Below are 18336 nucleotides of genomic sequence, written 5' to 3' on the forward strand. Positions count from 1 at the left end.
GTCTATTATTTCTACTTTTTACCACCTCGGTATACAATTTCACCTGTTTTTCACCTCGAAAGTTTCTATTTGAGGCCTTTTTTTAAAAAAGTGCATTTTGATAATGAGAGGGGCATTCCATTACTTTAAAGGTACCTAGGAATAATCAGTTGTGCACAGCTAAAAGGATAACTGCAATGCAGAACTTTGAAACAGTATTTGAAGAACATGAAAAGCTAATTAATCAAGCGGTGTTTCATTTAAAAATTTATCGCAATTTCGAGGAGTTTTATCAGTTGGGACGAATTGCACTTTGGGAAGCCACAATTAAATATGATCCAAAGAAATCGGCATTTGAACCGTTCGCATTTATGATGATTAAATTTAAAATGGTGAAAGAAATATCTCAATCGAATCAAATTTCTGAGTTTGAAAGTGTATTAGAGGAAACGCAATTTCAATTCGCTTTAGATGAACAGAGCACAGCAGTTGATGAATTCAAAGAAATCGAATGGTTGATGCTTCTCCCTGAACAGGAAAGAGTGTTGTTGAAGCTCGCTTTTTTTGAAGACAGAACAAATCGCGACATTGCGAAAATGCTGGGGAGTACAGAAGAAGCGGTTAAAAAGCGGAGGCAGCGCTTAGTGAAAAAGGTGAGGGAAATGTTAATGGGTGAAATGAAATAGCTGGGGAGAAATTTTAGCAGAAAGTATTATATGTAAAGGATACTATGACGCTAATAAATCTATTTCCGAAAAAAGAGGGATGTTAAATGAAATTTTCAAAGGTTTTGGTTTAGACAAAGATATTACATTAATGGATATTGAAATATTTAGAATAATAAGTTATTATAGGAACATAAGTTCTTTTTTGGAGGTTAGTCATGAAATTACAATCATTTAACACATCGTATCAAGAATTAATCAACGGTTATCAATTAGTTGAAAGTCAGCTACAATTTACAGGACATCCACGTGAATGTATAAAGTTATTAAGCACTAGTCGAGCGCCTATATTGGCAATAGTTGAAGGAAAGCTTGTCACGTATTTTGATTTACATGAACATGAAGGGGTGGCACCGTATTCAGACAATAGTAATGCTATTTTAGTACGAGCGTTTTCAACAGATGTTCATGAACAGGGGAAAGGCTATGCAAAAAAGCATTGCAGTTACTCCCATTGTATGTTCAAGATAATTACTCTCATATTAATGAAATCGTACTTGCTGTTAATATTGCAAATACTGCTGCACAAAATCTTTATAAGAAATGTGGATTTAAGGATTACGGGGTGCGCCGCCAAGGTCCTAAAGGTGAATTAATTGTGATGAGTCAATTATTAGTTTAGGATAAATAAAAATGGATGTTTAATAAATAGTAGCATCAAACTTGCTTGGACTACTTCTATTAGATTCCATAGAAAAACTGTACCTCATTATTTAGTGTGTCTAAAATGGGGTACAGGTCGTCATTTATTATTATCATTTATTTAAAAAGCAACACTTTTGAACATTAATTATTTTAGTTTGCTAATTCCTTTAGTAAACTCGTTATTCGCTCTTTAAAATTTGGTTGCAGCCATAATAATATTGTGTCATCGGTACCGATGTGGTCTACAACTATACGAACGACTTCATAACCAATATAGTAAGCTAAACGCGTATAACCAAAACGCTCTCCACCATTAATTGAAAACCACTCTATAAAAATCTCCTGTGTAGACAACTGCTCTAAATCGTGTTGAAAGGCGGCAATAATCTTTGCTTTATTCGTCTGAGCATAGTCTAGCCAAGCTTTATCCCGCTCAAATACGAAGTAAATGTCCATTTTTGCTTCAACGACTTGGGTAGATAAATATGTTGCCATACCTTCTTGGATAAGCCATGTATACGGGCTACTCCAATCAATTTGACCAATCTCCACACCGTTTTGAAGTGTTACAATATGATGCACAGCATGGCCGAATTCATGAGCAATTAAAGTACGAATGCCAGAATCTAAAGATGGTATCCGCTCTACACAAAATGCTACTTCGGGATTCATAGAATGCGTCGTATAAGCATTTGAGCCACCTAAACCTACGAAAATATGGACAGCTTCTGTAAACGTAATATCGAACATATTTTCATAGATAGTTGTAATAGCACTTAGATGCGTTAAAATCCGATCTTTTACAAAGTTTAGTTCGTCGAGTTTATTTGAATGCTGCTGTAAAGCAATGCATAGCTTTTCTCCTTTATTTTTACAATGAAATCGAAAATAAAAATCAAATGCTTCCGGGTATTTTTGAAAATATGCTTCATAATAATCCGAGGTTGCCTCATACTTTTCTAAAAAAGGTGTAACGTAATCAATTATTTTCATTGCTGCTTCCTCCTAACAAAGTGTGATCAGCATGTACCTCGGAAAAATCATAATTTCTTATAATTAAATCCGAAGAAACGGGTTTTAACTGTAGTTCTCTAGCCCAAATAGATAATTGTCCAATATGATGAATTTCGTGAGTAATCATATGTGCTATTATCTTTTATTGAGTAAAGTGTAATAGAGTACCATCACGGCGTTTCACTTCAATAATTTTGATTTAATTTTCTCAAAGCTACTTGTTCAATAAAGGATTCAGTATGGGATTTTACAAAGGCAGAGTATGCCAATATATCTTTTAATTCTTTAATAGAATTTCGCGTTTCGAAAAGGATGTTTTTATCTATCATTGAATTTAGCCAAAGTAATTCACAATCTACTATATGTATAAGTGTATTGCGTATACTTTTCATCCTACCAATACGTTCTTTGTGGAATTCTTTTGCACATATAGACTGGCACCAATTTAGCCAATTTTCCCTTACTTGCCAGTTGTATTGAAATAAAGATAACATTGTGCACCTCGTTCTATTCTATTAATGTTAATATTAGGGGAATTATAACTTATCGAAAGAATGGATGAAAGATAGAATCATATTTTTTGATGTAGATGGGACCATTTCACAAAATACAAGACAGGCGATTGAGAAGTTGTTAGGCAATGGCTTTCATGTGGTTGCAGCAACTGGTAGACCATTTTATATCTTAGAAAATGTAAACTTAGGTATTGCGATGGGAAACGCAAATGAAAAATTAAAGTCAATTGCTAATTTTATTACGGAATATTCTGGTGAAGATGGTATTGTATGGGCACTAAAGCGCTTTAAATTAATTTGAGTATTAACACGATTATTAAAATGTTTTTATATAAAAATGTAGCCCATATAATCCATATTGGATAGTATTCTTTGTAACTGCTATGTTACAGGAATTTAGCGTAAGTTTTGATCTAAGTATATGAGAAAGGGGCAATATAAATGAAAGTTTCAAAATTAGAATCAAAATCCAGGAATGTTGAATACACCTATATTAATAGGGATTCAACGACGATTTGCATCATGCTATCAGGTACAGCCTATACATATGAAAAACTATTGTTATATTACTCAACTATGCAAATGATTGAGGCGGATTATGATGTTGTTCAAATTCACTATTCCTATGATTCGAGCCACTTTAAACTAAATCCGTTAGACTTTATTAGCATTATTATTGAGGATGTTGATTCTGCCATTGTGGAAGTTCTTTCTATTAAAAAATATGAGCAAGTAATCTTTATTGGTAAATCTTTAGGCACCTTACCCATTGCTTTTAAATATTGCAAGGGTGCTTATTATCAAAATGTAAAATTAATTCTTTTAACACCATTACTACAAATAGAAGGGTTTCATGAAAGTATAATGGATAGTCAAAAGGATATTTTATGCATTATAGGTACTGAAGATAATTATTATATTAAAGAGTGTATCGATGCACTACGCTATAAAGAGAATGTGAAATTAATCGAAATCGATGGAGCCAATCATTCCTTAGAAATTGTACCTACTAACACGAGAAATTCGCTAATGGTTATGGAACATGTTATGGAGGAAATGACTAAGTTTTTATCAAACTAAGGACTAGCTGCTATTTTTGAAAAAAACTTCGGGGGAAACCTTCTGCCTGTATTCCAACGAGGCGTAATTGATTAGTTAAATTGAAGATGGCAGGGGTTTTGTCTAAATAGAAATGTAGATAAAATAAAAAGGTGTGACATTTATATTGTCATACCCTTTTACTTGCTCGAATTCGAGTGTAAAAATCATCCGGTAAGTATCGATGACCGAATGCGACAAGCCAAACTTGCCCTGTTTCAGGATGATAGACGATCCGTAAATCATCATGTGGTGGGTCTGTTGGATAGTCTGATTTTTTATGAAGCGACTTAAAGCCAGCAAAATCATTTTTTAAACTTTCACCAATTGTAGGATTTTGAACAATCTCAAGTAAAGCCTTTGTAATTGTGTGAAGTACAGAATTGAATTTTTCATCTTCAGCAAATGCAGGTACTTTAGATAGGGCAAAAATATCTAATAGCAAATGCTGTGGATTCATGGATATTTCTTTAATGCTTGCAATTGTAGAAATGGCATTTCGCAAAGATTGTTCAGAAACCGTCATTTTATTTCTCCGTTTTCTAAATACTGATCTAATAATGCGTTTGTTGCATTTTCAAGAGCTGTACCGTTTAGTAACAGTTTCTCTTGTAAACGTTCGCTATATAAACGCTCAATTTTTAGCTGTTCCACTTCTTGCTCAAGTAGCTTGATTTTACGGATTAAAGTGGGAATTAAGTCGGGCGTATTTAATTGAGCAATGGTTTCACCACTAGAGATGATTTCAATTGTCGCATAACTCTGTAATAATTCTTTCCACTTCTTACTGTGACGTAAATCAGATGCTAAAAGTCGATTATGATTCGGTAATTCGTTTTCAATACGTTTAATGTCTAGTTGTTCGATAAATGCCGGCATGAACTCACCCTCTTCTCTCATAGTTTCACCTCCTAGTATAATATATGTACAAAGTATGTACAAATGTTTGTACATATTATTACCCCTTTTTTAAAAAATAAACCCAGATAAATTTCTCTGAGACCAATTCGTCATTCGAATGATAGGGTAGAACAAAGAAACTAGCGTGTAAAATCAGCGAAAGGTAAGTATTTACAATTGTTATTCATGTAAAACTTAGTATGCAATAACTTGAGTAACACGTAGGAAATTAAAGCCCAAATATTAAATCGATGTCGCCAACACCTAAGATTTTCTCGTTCAATTAATGTTAATATTAAGAAAGCTATAACTTATCAGAGGAATATATGAAACATTAAATCGTATTTTTGATGTAGATGGGACCATTACACGAAGTACAAAACAGGCGATTTAGAAGTAGTTAGGTAATTCCTATAGGTGTAAGTTGGGTTTTATCTCGAAGATAATCTGAACTAAAATAAAAAGTAAAGAAGGAAGTAAAACATGAAAAATAATAAACAACAATCACCATGGCTATTTGAACGAAATCAATTGTCTTTATTAGCAGCCATTTTACCGCCGATTGCGTTGATTGTAGTTCGAGTAAGTAATCATAAATTAACTGAAAAAACAGTGAAGAATATACAGTTTTTCGCCAGCCTCATGACGTGTTTATCATTTCCCGACAGAAGACTCCCACTTTAAGGAATGTGTAGGGCATAGCCCAATAAGTAAGTGGGAGATGAATGTTGGTAGGCGGTAGCCTAAGTTTATCACTTAAATTTGCGAACATACATTCTGATTGATAGAATAAAAGAAGAGGAGGTGAACAATATGTTAAAGAAAAAAGCCATTAAAGTGTTACGCAAAAAGAAGAAATTCGACAACATTCAACGTTTCACGCAAAAACAAAACATCGGAAGGTCTCAATTGACAGCGAAAGAGTTTCGTTTGCTCCAGCGTATGACGCACAGCAATAAAGCATTGAGAAATGTTGGTTTATATACAATCAAGCAAAGCTTCTTAAATGAGAATCGAATGGCAACTATGAAGGAAATAGACGCTGCCATGAAGCAGGACATCAACTATTGGGGCATTCAATCGAACTCTGTGCAGGCAATTCGCAGAACATTACGAAGCGAGACCAAAAACTTCTTTAAAGCACTCGAAGCATGGAAAAAGGACCCAAGTAAGTATACGGGTCGACCACAGTTTCCGAATTATTCAAAATCAACGGAAAAACGGATCATTGAAATTTACCAAGTTCCTAAGGTGGACAAAGATGGATACTGGACTATCCCGATGAATGCTACGTTCCGAAAACGTTTTGGTTCGATTAAGATTCGTATGCCTAAAAACTTATTACACAAACAAATCGCTTACATTGAAATCGTACGGAAGCAAAACGGTCGGTTCTTTGAGGTGCATTACACATATGAAGTGCAAGCAACTCAAATGAAACAGCAACCTACGACAACGAAAAATACATTAAGTTGCGATTTAGGTGTAAATCGATTGATAAGCTGTGCAACGAATGCTGGCGATACATTCCTAATTAATGGGAAGAAGTTGAAATCCATTAACCGATACTTCAATAAGGCGATTAGTGAGCTCCAACAACGAAATATCGAAAATGGGATTTCAAAGCGGGTTGTCACGAATCAATTGGCTAAACTATGGATGAAACGGAACAACCAGATAAACGGCTACATCTCTCAAGCAGTAGGCATATTATTCAAGAAAATCAAAGCGTTGAACATTGATACAATTATTGTCGGGTATAACGAAGGTTGGAAGCAAAACAGCAACATCGGCAAAAAGAATAACCAACACTTCGTTCAGATTCCGTTCAACAAATTGATAAGTGCCATCGAAAATAAGTGCTTAAAAGAAGGCATCCGCTTTGCTAAACAGGAAGAAAGCTACACATCGAGGGCAAGTTTTCTCGATAAAGATGAACTGCCTGTCTGGTCCTCTAGGGACAAGCAAAAATATGTATTTAGCGGGAAGCGAGTTAATCGTGGGCAATACCGATCTCTATCAGGAGAGTGTATACATGCCGACATCAATGGAGCATTCAATATATTGAGGAAATCGAACATTGTGGACCTGGACGAGCATCTCGAAATTAAAAATCCGTTCGTACTAGAAGTTCAAAAACGTAAAGCCGCTGCTTAAGCACGGTCTAGTGGGTGCGTCAACCATCCTTGTGTACTCGACTTGTCGGGGCTTGTAGCACACACCAGCAATGCTAAGTGGTGGCTTCTTTTGCAGGAAAGAACTGCTCTTCTTCGGAGGGGTGGTGCAAGTGGGAAAGCAATAATATATCGCCAACCCAACCAAAAACAGTATTTGGGGAGCGTCTTTTGGATGCTTGTCACACAGAACGTCAAATTGGGCAAGGAAGACCTGTGTAATAAACCCAAGCCTCCTCTAAAAAGCTTCACCTCAGTGGGGATATGTTGACGGCTGATTAAACTATTACCACATCATTGGATTACGCTGATATTGTTACTACTGCTTATTGGTTTAATATTGGGGGCATTTATTTTTACTAGCTTTAGGAAATAAGGTGTAGTTGGTTGTAATGAATCCAATTTAATAAAGAGAAAAGGGAAATGCTTATTTCAATGCATTTCCCTCGTCTATTAATACTTCGTCAATATTAACTCCCCTGTAACTGCATTGATTCCTTTAATGCTTTGCTTCGTTTCATAATGACCAAAGGAATAATTTAAAATTTCTTGTGGCTCGTCCGAATCATAATTTTTAGCCCATTCTAAAAACGCATCAACATCTTTTAACGCATGTTTGGCTTCGGATAGCTCTAATAGTGGAGCAGATGTATAAGCATCGATTGCAGATATTTCTACTCTTGGTGTCATCAGCATATCGATATGGCCTGTCGTTTTATTGATTGAAAGTAAAAATAATTCTCCTTCTAACCTATGCCCGTCGACCGCTATAGAAAATGTAAAGAAGGCGCGGTGTAACTCATTAAACGAAGGTTTTTCTAGCTTCATTTGTAAATAGGGAACATATTCAAAATAATACGTAGTAATAAACGATACGGCAATTTTTCGACATGCCTCAAATGTTAAATCAAGGTCCCCGGTACGTTTCTTGAACCAAACAAATCCCTTTAGTTGATTCGTTGAAACGTTAATTCTAGCTTTTACAGTTTGTTCAAAGCGGTCGTGTATAAAGCTGTTCATCGATTTATCATTCGGTGTTTGCCAATCTTTTTCACGCCAAACAATGGATTGTTCACCTTGTTCCACTTCGGATTGTCGCACTATTTCCATGGAAGGATTGACACCAATAATAGCCTCGATTGTTTCTTCGCGTACATTAGGAGTCACAATTGGAAATGGAGAAAATACTTCTTTTTCAGCTTCTTCATCCTGCTCACTTTCATAAGTATATGCACCCGTCATGGCGTTGAAAGTGCGGTAAACAATAGGACTTTCATAGAGCACGTAAAGTCCAGAAGTAGGAACAGTATATAATTCGCTCGATAAATAAGACAGGATAACTGTCCAATCCGACTCGAAAAGCTTGTCTAAAACGGTTTCTGTCTGCGCCAAATTCTCGGGTAGGTGAGGAGGACTTTTTGTATAGCCTCTAAAGTTAAAATCAAGTACCTCACCATTAAGGGCGATTTCAATGGAACAGTAAAAGCCTGCTAATGGATAGCCTCCTATGACTTGTTCGAATTGAAAACGCGTGCGGTCTTCATTTTCAGTAACTTTTGACAAAGTGAAGTAATCAAGTGCTTCTACGTATTGAGATGTTAAAAATTGTTCCGCCAAGCGCTGTTGATCCTCTACAGAAATACGTATATTTGTTGTAATCGGGGGTTGCGAAAGAGATAGCAGTTTACCATGAATGTCTAGTTCTACATAATACCCTTCTTCACTGTTTGCATCCTTCCAATAGAACACCGCTTTTTCATTCTCTAAATCATCGATACAAAGTTCATATTTTGCAGGAATGGTAAAAAACTTTAAAGCTGCATTTTTTAATTGTTCTTTCAACATTTTATTCACATCCTGTTGTTTGATTGAAGATTTACTCATTGTTTCAAGCTGTTTTTTTACTTGTATGCGCGCTCTATGTAGTTGAATTTTTACCGTATTTAACGGCTTATTCGTCATTGCTGCAATTTCATGGAGCTTGAAATCGTAAAAGTAATGCAATAGAAGCGCAGTTTGATAATCTTGTCGTAACGATTCTAATGCTTCGTATAAATGGTCATACGTAGTGGATTCATCCTGTTGGAGCAATTGAAGCTGCTGTAGCTCAGTTTGGATGAGCCGTGTTCGTTTTTGCTGATTTAGTGTGCTAAAACATTGTCGTATCAATATTTTGTAGAGCCACGTTGAAAAATATTTAGGCTCTTTCAAATGATGAAGCGACTGAAATGCATTCAAAAACGTTTCTTGCACAATATCTTGCGCTTCCTCATAGTTTTTCATATAGGAAAAGGCCGAGGCAATTAAATTCGGCTTATGCATATGAACTAATTGCTCAATTGCCTCCGCATTACCAGCTATTGCTTTGGTTACTAAATCTGTCATGTTGTTTGCCTCCTCTATACTTAGAGCATCATGATGGTCTAAAAGGTTTCAGTTATCGAAATAAAATTTTATGAAAGTATAAGAGGGGATCTGAAAAAAACTAACTGAAATGATTTCAGAATTCAACTAATTTAAATTGAACATCCCGTTTATCAGAAGTTGTAGGTTTGCGAACAGAATCAATGAAAAGCGCCTCAGAAGCACCGAATTGGATAAAATTCCTTTGTGCTTCATATAAAGAAACGCTATTTGCTCCCCCTTCATAAAATGGGTCATTGAACTGTACATGATCATCTTCCCAATAACAAATCGAACAAATTTCATAAGTTCCAGTAGGGTATTGTTCTAACGCTTTATAACCACAGCAAGGGCATGTGTAAAATTCAGTATTCATACTGTCATTAGCTCCTCACAAATATGTATTTGAACAAGTATTTTTAAGCAGATAGATTAGTAGCTATCTACTTTACTAAAATATGGACCACAATAGTTTTCGTGTGTTACAACGTATGTCCATGTGAAATGTTCGTCTACAACATAGACATCTTCTTCATTTACGAATTGAGCTGCTTTTAATGTGTCAGCTTGTTCTACTGTTAAAACGTCAGCTGAATGTTGATAAAATATGTAGCATTTCGACTTTTTAACGGCGTCAAAAGCGTCATTTGCGGCAGTTTGAAGGAGATAAGGTCTTCTATCATAGCTAAATACATGCCACAAATAACCACTAAAATAACGATCTCCATTTAGATGTATTTTTTCTTTCTCACATTGTTTTAAATGACTCGCAAAAGCTTTTTCCCAGCGCCATCGAAAATAAATTCCCCAATATGGGCTGGCTTTAAATTTTATGTTTTTGCTTTGAAGTTGTTCGATTAAATTCTCCATTTGTTGCTCCAATCTTTATTTGAGTATGCTACCATTATGGATGGAAAATGGAAATTTCTCTAGTATTAGAACAGGGGCCAATGCATGATTAATCTATTGAAATATGATAAGGAATACGAAGGTTTGATTGAAGTGAAAGGAGAATATGTTGCGTATGCTGTTGCAGGAGAGGCGGATAACTATGTGGAACAGACAAGTAGGCGTTTGCGGCAACTCGCACAAACGATGTATACGTTCCCATTTTATTTATATTTTGAGAGTTATTATGACAGCCTTGAATGGGTTTTACAAGAAATGGGATTTGATATTCGTTATAAGGCTTCAGGAAGAACTGTATTAACGCAAACTGGTCAAAAGATGTTTCAAGCAGAGGTACCTACATTTACAGTAGCGATTACAAATCAAGTCTTGCTTGATCAATCGTTTCAACTATGGTTTCAAAATGCCTTTGATAATCATTTATGGGCGATTACGCAAGACGATGTTATTTACTATGAAAATGGTTTTGCAGCAGTCGATTTAATGAAGGACATGACCATCCTCATAGCAGAGCATGATGCGAGTGGGTTTACGGTAGTGACGAACCAAGCTGATTATCAGAGTGAGTCATTGTTGCAAGGTTATTTAGAGAAGGTAATAAAAGAGTAGTTTAAAAAGGAGATTTTTATGCGCAAGAGTAAAATAAGAGGTACCAAACGAAAGTTACGAATAATTGAACGGCATCTAAGCGATAGGTCGCAGCACTTTCCAAATGATTTTTACGCTGGGGTTTATAATTTTAAGTTACCAGCTAACCAACAATTTATAGCGGCCCTAAATCAGAAGGGACAAAAAATCGTATCCAATTATTTAATGGAATGTGCAATGAATTTAAAAAAGAAGAAACCGAGTGCAGCCTATAAGATTGCTGTGTTACTATTTCCAGAAAACTTTTGGCGCTCTGAATTGATTATTTTTGAAGATGAAGCAGTGTATCGAGACTTTTTTGATCGGCATAAACATGGGCAAGTATGGCGAGAGATGAAAAATCAAGCCGATTCATTCGTTTCAATCCATTGGATGCAAAAAATGTATGAAGAAGTAATTGACGATGATGTACAACAGCAGCAAACGTTCATTTGTTACATAGAAAGGTAGGAGTATTGTATGTATTTTCAATATCAATTAGAGGACAGAAAATTAATTAACGGGAAATGGCCATTTGAAAACGGCTCGATTAAAGGTGATTTTCAAATTTATGTGGATGGGAAAATATATTTTGACGAATCTTCCATGAAAGTAGTGGAATTGGCGACGGAGCTTGGCAAGTGGCTCGATTTAGCTCGGCACGGGGTGATGCGAGAATTTGCGTATGTGTCTCTAGATCATAACGAGGTAATACTTCAATTTGTAATGCAACAGGATGGCATTCGGCTTTCCTCCCCTATACAAAATGTTGAGCTGCAGAAGCCATTTGAAGTAGTGGATGTTATCGATGCGGTTACAAAGTTTTTAGCGGTATTAAATAAGAAGCTACATGAAATGGATTATTTCGAAAAGCTCGATCTTTATTTACATAATAATTTGTCTGAAAATGCAAAAGCGTTAATCTTGTTTGAGCAAAACGAATATGATGACGCCTTTGCGCTATTTAAAAAACTTGCGGAGGAACAACCGAGTGTACAAAGTTTAAACAACTTAGCACGGATGTATTTGAGAGAGGAGGAGGATGTGGACGCAGCGAAACGTATACTTAGGGAAGTGCTTGTGCTAAATCCACAGTCCTATTTCCCATATAACATGCTTGGTGAAATTGCGTTAGCTGAGAAACAGTACAAGGAAGCCGAAATGTATTTGACGAAAAGCTTACAGTTCCAGCATTCGGATGAAGCGATCTATAATCTTGGTATCGTTTATTTTAATCAAAGTCGTTTTGATGAAGCTGCCCATCAATTTAGTAAAATTACGGAATATATGAATTTTGCATGGCTATATGAGGTATTTGCATGGGTTAAAGCTGGTCAATTTGAAAAAGCAGCGGCAATGCTTGCGAGTTGGACACCTGACATGGAGGATTATGTAGGAGCGATAGAAATTGCAGATGTATATGTGGAACTAAATGAGCTAGCATTGGCGAAAAAATGGTTTGAATATACCTTGGAGGACGGCTATCTTGCAACCTATATCATTAGGCGTTATGCCTATGTGTTAATGGCACTTCAAGAAGAGGAACGCTGCCAACAATTTATTGATAAGCAGCTTGTATTAAAGAAAGTAGAAATACAAGAAATCGAGCAGGAACCATGTGAAGTAAATTGGACGGAGCTTGATAAACAAGAAAGTTTAGAGGAATCACAGGCTGAACAAATGATGCTTGAAACATTATTCGAGCAGCTATCCCAAGGTTATGTTCCACAACATGACTACGATTTATATCCGACGAGTAGCTGTTATTTATTCGGTTGCGTACAGCATGGGCATGCGGAATACGAGTAGTAATATCAAGGGGGGAAAAAATATGTTTTCAAATGACGAGTTAAAAGTGCTTATTGCCGGGGAAATGATTGGTGATATTTATCCATACTCGAGTCGCAATGAGCAAGAAGTAGACCACTATTTAAAACGACTCATAGCAGAAGTAAAACGTGAAAAGATTCAAGTGATTGAAGAGCCTGCTCATTTCGGAAGTGGTTATGCATCTTATTTTGAGTGGTGTTGTTATGGGGATGAGCATGTTACAGTGAATGACGACGAGCACACGAGGACGGTAGAAATTGAAGGGCTCGCAGTAGCGATTAGTCGACTCGCACCAGTTGTGTTAATAGGTCGGATGGATCGTTCTGATACTTTCGCGAAGGACGGGAAATCTTTGAGTGGCGGGAGATCAGTTTTTTCACAGCTGTCTGATTTACATATTGAACCTGCTTTTATACCACTTGTTCAAAGGCTTGAGCGACTTTTTATGAAATATCAATATACTATTTTGAGAAAAGAGGATGTTTCACGTTTATTACCTTTTCAAGCGGATATTCCAACAATACTGCGAGAGAAAAGGGATTATTTAATATGGGATGCGATTTTTTATTGGGAGGACTGAGGATTACCCTATGAACTTGGTGAAAAATGCGCGGGTATTTTACATTGTAAGAATTTCAAAATAAAATTTTAATTGAAAAGAAAAACAATAATATGCAGCTCTGTGGATGTCAGAAAATTAAACAAGTAAGAGTAGAGGCGGATATTAGTGCTGATTCATTATGGTGTGACCGCTGTCTTTCAAATTTAAACGTAGAGGATTTTACATTAACGGATGAATTAAAAAACGAGCTTCAAGCTTGGATATATGATTATGGCAAATGGATTGACTGGGAAAATGACGGGATTATGTCAAATGGTGTCTTGTTGGAGCAACAACATAATGAACGAGGCGCTCTACTGACGGCAAAAGTAAAGCTGGAGTTAGATAGGCAGTATCAAGTTGTATTTTCGCCATCTACATTTGCGATGAAGTATAGCAAATAGTTGTTCCAGGTGCTTTTAGGGAAGTTTGGAGAGATTAAATTGGATAATGATAAACTGATGTACAGTATACTTTTTGACTCCCAAAAGGAATCAAAGCCTCTTTGTCTGTTTTTACAGCATCATACGAAAGAATCGATAAATTGAATCAACAAATCTAAATAGATCTGCTACGTACCGAAAGATGGTCAGGCTCTCTTTACGTTTTCATTCTTGCTTAAAAACATGTAAAACCCGTTCGGATTGCTGAACGGGTTTTACTAGGAGCTACATTTTATCTGACTTTAATCACTTATTCAACGCTTGAATAAACTCATCTCGCTGTTCATCCGTTTGTTGGGAACTATTAACGAGCATAGCGCCAATGATATGAGATGATTTATCTTTTTCCACAATGAATTGTAAATTAATAGGCTCAAGCTTTCCATCTACCTGACATTCGCCTTTATATTCAACAACACGTTCAAACATTTTTGTTTCGAAATATTCCCAGCCACCATTTTCACAAACATTTGAAAGAGCTACTTCCGTTGTTAATAGATTATCACTCGTTAATGGTGCAGCTTTCAAATAAGTTATGTATTCATTGTCTGTAATCGTATCTTTTGGACCAAAAAAGTAAACAAAGGCACCTAAAATTGCAATCGGAATAATCCAAAAAATTGTCCGCTTCTTTTTCTCCATAAAAACTCCCCCTTAGTTATATTCTTAGTATAACATTCGGAATATTATATTTTCTACATGAAGATAATAATTTCTCGAACAAACGAAATATTCCTTCTGCATTCGGCAGGGGAAATAATTTAGATTTACAATAATTATAATTGATTCGTAATAAATTAAAAAGAAACTTGCGAAGGTTTTTTTGCCTTGAATTGCATTTTTTTTATCTTGTTTTTACCGCAAATAGCCAATTTCCCCCGTTTACCAATGTAAGAGCTGGTTTGATTTTTGCAGATGAATTTATTATGCTCGGAGTAATAAACATCATGAATTTCTACCTCAACATCGCTTACTTCGCATTATTAAACGCCGCCAGTACCACCCCAATGATTCACGTACTAATTTCCAATTATGCTATAATAAAATCAACTACAAGAGGTGAAATGCTATTAACCGTAAAGCATTAAAACGTATCCCGCTGTCCGAGTTTATTGACTTAAAAGTAGATTTTGCGTTCAAGCAATTATTTGGAAATGAGCAAAATAAAAAGATTACGATTGTTTTCCTAAATGCGATTTTGCAGAAAACTGGTCGTGATACTATCAAGGAAGTATTATTCGTCAACCAAGAAGTTGGCGGTGAATACAAAGATGATAAACAGTCGCGGCTTGATATTGTTGTGAAGACGCAAAAAAGTGAGCTTATCAATATAGAAATGCAAATATCGAATCAAAATGATATGTTGAAGCGTACATTATTTTATTGGTCTCGTTTGTATGTTGCGCAACTTCAAAAGGGGCAAGGTTACCGCAAATTATTACCAACAATAACAATCAATATTTGTAACTTTACGATTTTCGAGGAGTATCCTTCATATCATAATACATTTCATTTACACGAGGATACAATACACGGACGATTAAAGCCAAAAGATGACGTGTTAGAACTTCATTTTATAGAGATGAATAAATTCTTAAAAGCGTGGCATGACAACCAACTAAATCCACTAGAAGATATTTTAGCGCGCTGGTTATTGCTACTTGGAATGGTCGATGCTCGTAAAACCAAGGTGTATAATGACATTTATAAAGAACTGGAGGAACTTGCTATGAAAGATGAAAACTTGAAAGAAGCATTCAATGAGTGGGAAAGTTTGAGCCAAACACCCGAAACAATCATTGCCTACCAGTCACGTTTAAAGCTCCTAATTGATGAAGAAGCACGATTAGCAGATGCACGTGAAATTGGGGTTGAGGAAGGGAGAGAAGAAGGTCTGACAGAGGGAATTGAAATTGGAAAGGAAGAAGGAATAAAAGAAGTAATTATTTGTTTAATCGAAAGTGGATTTACGGATGCTGATATTGCACGTGTGGCTAAACAACCAATCGAATTGGTACAGGAGGTTAGGAGTGAAATAGGTTTTTGAACCTTTTCTTCTAAACTAAGTGCACAAACAACAATAAGGCTCATAATTATCTTCTAGGTAATCGGAACAAAGTAAACGAACTTCCCACTGAGGTAAAGCATTTCATCTCCATCGGAATCGTTGGGCTTTGCCCGTAACACAAATCAGATGGAGTATTCTGTCGGGGAAAGGTAAATTTTCCTTTTCTAGTTTAAGAGCTGCCAAATCTATTGGAAATTATACAATATCAACAAAGGACGGCTCTTAATTTTGTAATTATCCGATGGCAAAAACAAGCAATCTATTTTAAATGGCGGTTATTATGGCTAACTACGAATAATCTAAACCAAATACTAATGATTCCAAATTTAAAATACATCAGAAAATTAGGTTATTTATTTGCTCCCCCATTTACCCCGAACCGCCACCGCCTCATCCACCATTCGTTTAATTAATTCCGAAACGGTAGGTATATCTTGAATCATACCCGTGACTTGTCCACCAAAGCCGAATCCTTCTTCATGTAAACCATCGTATATCCAGCGTTTATTGGCAGTACCAGAAATATAATCTTTTAGGGCATCATATGTTGGTGTTACTTGTTCAATCTTTAAAATTTTATCTGTAAAGTTATTACGGATAACCCTAGCAGGTGCCCCAATAGAACGTTTAATAACGACAGTGTCTAATTCGGTACTATCAACTAAAGCTTGTTTATAGGCGTGTGAAGCATGGATACATTCTTGTGTTGCAATAAAGCGTGTTCCCATTTCGATACCTTCTGCACCTAAAGCCTGTGCAGCCATCCATCCACGCCCATCCCCAATACCCCCAGATGCAACGACTGGAATTTTTACAGCATCAACTACTTGAGGGATGAGAACCATTGTACCTATATCATCTCTGCCTAAATGTCCGCCTCCTTCTTGTCCAACGACAATAACAGCATGTGCACCTTGTTGTTCAGCTTTTTGGGCTTGTCTTTTTGAGGCAACAAGAACGAGTGTTTTTGTATTTGTCGATTTTAGCATTTCTAAAATAGGGGTAGGATTTCCACCGGTAATTGTTACAACGGGTACTTGTTCTTCAATGGCAACTTGTACACGATCTTCATAGCCTTTACCATGTACACCGATCGCAAAGTTGACGCCAAAAGGTTTATTTGTAAGCGTGCGTAATTGTTTAATCTCATCACGTAAAGCTTCAGAAGAGGAGAGGCTCATCGCTGTTATTTGACCTAAGCCACCAGCATTTGAAACGGCCGCAGCTAAATCCGCATAGGCTAAATAAGCAAGTCCTCCTTGAATAATTGGGTAATCAATTTCGAGTAAATCAGTAATGCGTGTTCGCCAATTCATTTCTTCCACTCCAATTCTAAATAAATAGGTTCATGTAGTTCGCATCGACCATTAAGCTGTTAATGACAAGGAAGTGTAAGTGATTTAATACATATAATGGTTAATTATAATTTAAGTTTGACATGCACTACTTAAAATAGCAAATGAATCCCAAAATTTTAACTAAATTCAGCAGAAGTCCCCTATTTCTATAAATGGGGAACAAAGGCTTAACCCGTCACGTCCTGTGACAACGCTTTTGTAACTAACATCGTGTTGGAATAAACCAAAATGAAAAGGCATGAGCTCGATTCAATATCGAACGTATGCCTAAAGAAATATTAACGATTCATGGAACTTTGATGTTATTTAAACAACTTCCCAAACAAACTTTTTCCCTGTTTTTCGGATTCTGGTCCGGTTGTGATGTGATGCTCTTGTTGTGCAACATTCAGTTTATTTAATGCATTCATGATTGCACTATTTTGCTGTTCGACACGATCGAGTTGGCGTTGCTGAGCGGAGTTGTTCGGTTCATTTGCTTGCTCCATAATGTGCTGCATCATGACGCCAAACTGTTGTTTTAACGTTTGGTTTTGCTCAATTAATAGCTCGTTTTGTGTACGTTGCTCTTCGATTAAAGTTAATAGCTGGACGTTTTTTTGCTCGATACCGTAAATGTGGGTTGCGATTAGTTCCATCGAATTTGAAATGTCTTCAAATTGTGTTAATTGATTGGAAGTTGGAATAATATCATGCTGTAAAATTTGTGCTGGTTCGAATTTTGGATCTGTTACGGTTTGCGCAGCTTCTTTTAATTTTAAACCACGGTGCTTATTTAACGCTAAAAAAGCGCGTAAAATCATTAAATCTTCGTTAGAAAATTGGCGATGCATACGGCTATTGCGTCGAACTTCGTATCCATGCTCCTCTAAAATTGTTATGTAATGTTGTAGTGATGCTTTACTAATGCCGAGTTGTTCAGCAAATGCACCTGTTGCAAATAGTTCGGCCATAGTTGAAACTCCTTTAATGTCAAAAAAATATTATACTAATATAAATTATACGCCTTAAGTAGTGGTGTTGTGAAGTGAAAACTTTGCAATTATG

23 protein-coding genes are annotated in these 18336 nt (G+C 36.2%); 12 read left to right on the forward strand and 11 right to left on the reverse strand.

The window, feature by feature from the left end:
• Positions 1-176: 176 nt before the first annotated feature.
• Together MHI10_RS07095 and MHI10_RS07100 are read left to right on the forward strand one after the other, a co-directional pair.
• Positions 177-665 carry a sigma-70 family RNA polymerase sigma factor gene (locus tag MHI10_RS07095; RefSeq protein ID WP_340784226.1) on the forward strand — a complete coding sequence of 163 codons (489 nt, stop codon included), beginning with the start codon at positions 177-179 and terminating at the stop codon, positions 663-665.
• 197 nt (positions 666-862) lie between these two features.
• Entirely contained in the window at positions 863-1300 is a 438-nt protein-coding gene (locus tag MHI10_RS07100) for a hypothetical protein (RefSeq protein WP_445683178.1), read from the forward strand.
• A 199-nt stretch (positions 1301-1499) separates the two neighbouring features.
• Here MHI10_RS07100 and MHI10_RS07105 read toward each other — a convergent pair whose 3' ends face one another.
• The 3 genes from MHI10_RS07105 to MHI10_RS07115 are packed head-to-tail and all read right to left on the reverse strand — an operon-like array spanning position 1500 to position 2857.
• The gene (locus MHI10_RS07105; RefSeq protein ID WP_340784229.1) at positions 1500-2342 is read right to left on the reverse strand and encodes a hypothetical protein; all 843 of its coding nucleotides are present in this window, start codon (positions 2340-2342) and stop codon (positions 1500-1502) included.
• The gene (locus tag MHI10_RS07110) at positions 2329-2490 is read right to left on the reverse strand and encodes a hypothetical protein (RefSeq protein WP_340784231.1); all 162 of its coding nucleotides are present in this window, start codon (positions 2488-2490) and stop codon (positions 2329-2331) included. Before MHI10_RS07110 ends, MHI10_RS07105 begins: the two co-directional genes overlap by 14 nt.
• Before the next feature lie 58 nt (positions 2491-2548).
• On the reverse strand, positions 2549-2857 hold the full coding sequence (locus tag MHI10_RS07115) for a DinB family protein (RefSeq protein WP_340784233.1): 309 nt from the start codon (positions 2855-2857) through the stop codon (positions 2549-2551).
• A 64-nt stretch (positions 2858-2921) separates the two neighbouring features.
• Between MHI10_RS07115 and MHI10_RS07120 the strand changes: the two genes are divergently transcribed.
• Entirely contained in the window at positions 2922-3179 is a 258-nt protein-coding gene (locus tag MHI10_RS07120) for an HAD family hydrolase (RefSeq protein WP_340784234.1), read from the forward strand.
• A gap of 140 nt (positions 3180-3319) precedes the next feature.
• Positions 3320-3958 (forward strand): alpha/beta family hydrolase, encoded by a 639-nt coding sequence (locus MHI10_RS07125; protein ID WP_340784236.1) that lies wholly within the window; start codon positions 3320-3322, stop codon positions 3956-3958.
• Positions 3959-4106: 148 nt separating this feature from the next.
• On the opposite strand, the gene MHI10_RS07130 is transcribed toward MHI10_RS07125, so the two are convergent.
• Positions 4107-4502, reverse strand: coding sequence for a hypothetical protein (locus MHI10_RS07130; RefSeq protein ID WP_340784239.1), 396 nt, complete (start codon positions 4500-4502; stop codon positions 4107-4109).
• Complete coding sequence (locus tag MHI10_RS07135; protein WP_340784242.1) at positions 4499-4876, reverse strand: hypothetical protein; 378 nt, start codon at positions 4874-4876, stop codon at positions 4499-4501. Before MHI10_RS07135 ends, MHI10_RS07130 begins: the two co-directional genes overlap by 4 nt.
• 483 nt (positions 4877-5359) lie before the next feature.
• On the opposite strand from MHI10_RS07135, the gene MHI10_RS07140 reads away from it, so the two are divergent.
• Both MHI10_RS07140 and MHI10_RS07145 read left to right on the forward strand, forming a co-directional pair.
• Complete coding sequence (locus tag MHI10_RS07140) at positions 5360-5560, forward strand: hypothetical protein (protein ID WP_340784244.1); 201 nt, start codon at positions 5360-5362, stop codon at positions 5558-5560.
• A gap of 129 nt (positions 5561-5689) precedes the next feature.
• A complete protein-coding gene (locus MHI10_RS07145) occupies positions 5690-7033 on the forward strand; it encodes an RNA-guided endonuclease InsQ/TnpB family protein (RefSeq protein ID WP_340784246.1) in 1344 nt (447 codons plus the stop codon).
• Positions 7034-7503: 470 nt separating this feature from the next.
• Here the strand turns inward: MHI10_RS07145 and MHI10_RS07150 are convergent, their stop codons facing one another.
• From MHI10_RS07150 to MHI10_RS07160, 3 genes are all read right to left on the reverse strand, one after another.
• Positions 7504-9435, reverse strand: coding sequence for a sigma-70 family RNA polymerase sigma factor (locus tag MHI10_RS07150; RefSeq protein ID WP_340784247.1), 1932 nt, complete (start codon positions 9433-9435; stop codon positions 7504-7506).
• 115 nt (positions 9436-9550) lie between these two features.
• Complete coding sequence (locus tag MHI10_RS07155; RefSeq protein WP_340784250.1) at positions 9551-9829, reverse strand: CPCC family cysteine-rich protein; 279 nt, start codon at positions 9827-9829, stop codon at positions 9551-9553.
• Positions 9830-9885: 56 nt separating this feature from the next.
• A complete protein-coding gene (locus MHI10_RS07160) occupies positions 9886-10323 on the reverse strand; it encodes a DUF4275 family protein (RefSeq protein WP_340784252.1) in 438 nt (145 codons plus the stop codon).
• An 84-nt stretch (positions 10324-10407) separates the two neighbouring features.
• Between MHI10_RS07160 and MHI10_RS07165 the strand changes: the two genes are divergently transcribed.
• From MHI10_RS07165 to MHI10_RS07185, 5 genes are all read left to right on the forward strand, one after another.
• Positions 10408-10971, forward strand: a complete 564-nt coding sequence (locus MHI10_RS07165) for a hypothetical protein (RefSeq protein ID WP_340784254.1) — start codon at positions 10408-10410, stop codon at positions 10969-10971.
• Positions 10972-10989: 18 nt separating this feature from the next.
• Positions 10990-11460, forward strand: coding sequence for a DUF3916 domain-containing protein (locus MHI10_RS07170; protein WP_340784255.1), 471 nt, complete (start codon positions 10990-10992; stop codon positions 11458-11460).
• A 9-nt stretch (positions 11461-11469) separates the two neighbouring features.
• A complete protein-coding gene (locus MHI10_RS07175) occupies positions 11470-12798 on the forward strand; it encodes a tetratricopeptide repeat protein (RefSeq protein WP_340784257.1) in 1329 nt (442 codons plus the stop codon).
• A gap of 22 nt (positions 12799-12820) precedes the next feature.
• On the forward strand, positions 12821-13399 hold the full coding sequence (locus tag MHI10_RS07180) for a hypothetical protein (protein ID WP_340784260.1): 579 nt from the start codon (positions 12821-12823) through the stop codon (positions 13397-13399).
• Between the two features lie 92 nt (positions 13400-13491).
• Positions 13492-13824: a hypothetical protein gene (locus MHI10_RS07185; protein ID WP_340784261.1), complete on the forward strand. Its 333-nt coding sequence runs from the start codon at positions 13492-13494 to the stop codon at positions 13822-13824.
• 285 nt (positions 13825-14109) lie between these two features.
• Here the strand turns inward: MHI10_RS07185 and MHI10_RS07190 are convergent, their stop codons facing one another.
• Positions 14110-14505 (reverse strand): glucosamine 6-phosphate synthetase, encoded by a 396-nt coding sequence (locus MHI10_RS07190; RefSeq protein WP_340784263.1) that lies wholly within the window; start codon positions 14503-14505, stop codon positions 14110-14112.
• 469 nt (positions 14506-14974) lie between these two features.
• Between MHI10_RS07190 and MHI10_RS07195 the strand changes: the two genes are divergently transcribed.
• The gene (locus tag MHI10_RS07195) at positions 14975-15910 is read left to right on the forward strand and encodes an Rpn family recombination-promoting nuclease/putative transposase (RefSeq protein ID WP_340789166.1); all 936 of its coding nucleotides are present in this window, start codon (positions 14975-14977) and stop codon (positions 15908-15910) included.
• A gap of 374 nt (positions 15911-16284) precedes the next feature.
• Here the strand turns inward: MHI10_RS07195 and MHI10_RS07200 are convergent, their stop codons facing one another.
• The gene (locus MHI10_RS07200; protein WP_340784265.1) at positions 16285-17247 is read right to left on the reverse strand and encodes an NAD(P)H-dependent flavin oxidoreductase; all 963 of its coding nucleotides are present in this window, start codon (positions 17245-17247) and stop codon (positions 16285-16287) included.
• 344 nt (positions 17248-17591) lie between these two features.
• Positions 17592-18242: a MerR family transcriptional regulator gene (locus MHI10_RS07205; RefSeq protein ID WP_340784266.1), complete on the reverse strand. Its 651-nt coding sequence runs from the start codon at positions 18240-18242 to the stop codon at positions 17592-17594.
• Positions 18243-18336: the final 94 nt, after the last annotated feature.

The sequence above is a fragment of the Solibacillus sp. FSL K6-1523 genome (assembly GCF_038005225.1).
Taxonomy (GTDB): Bacteria; Bacillota; Bacilli; order Bacillales_A; family Planococcaceae; genus Solibacillus.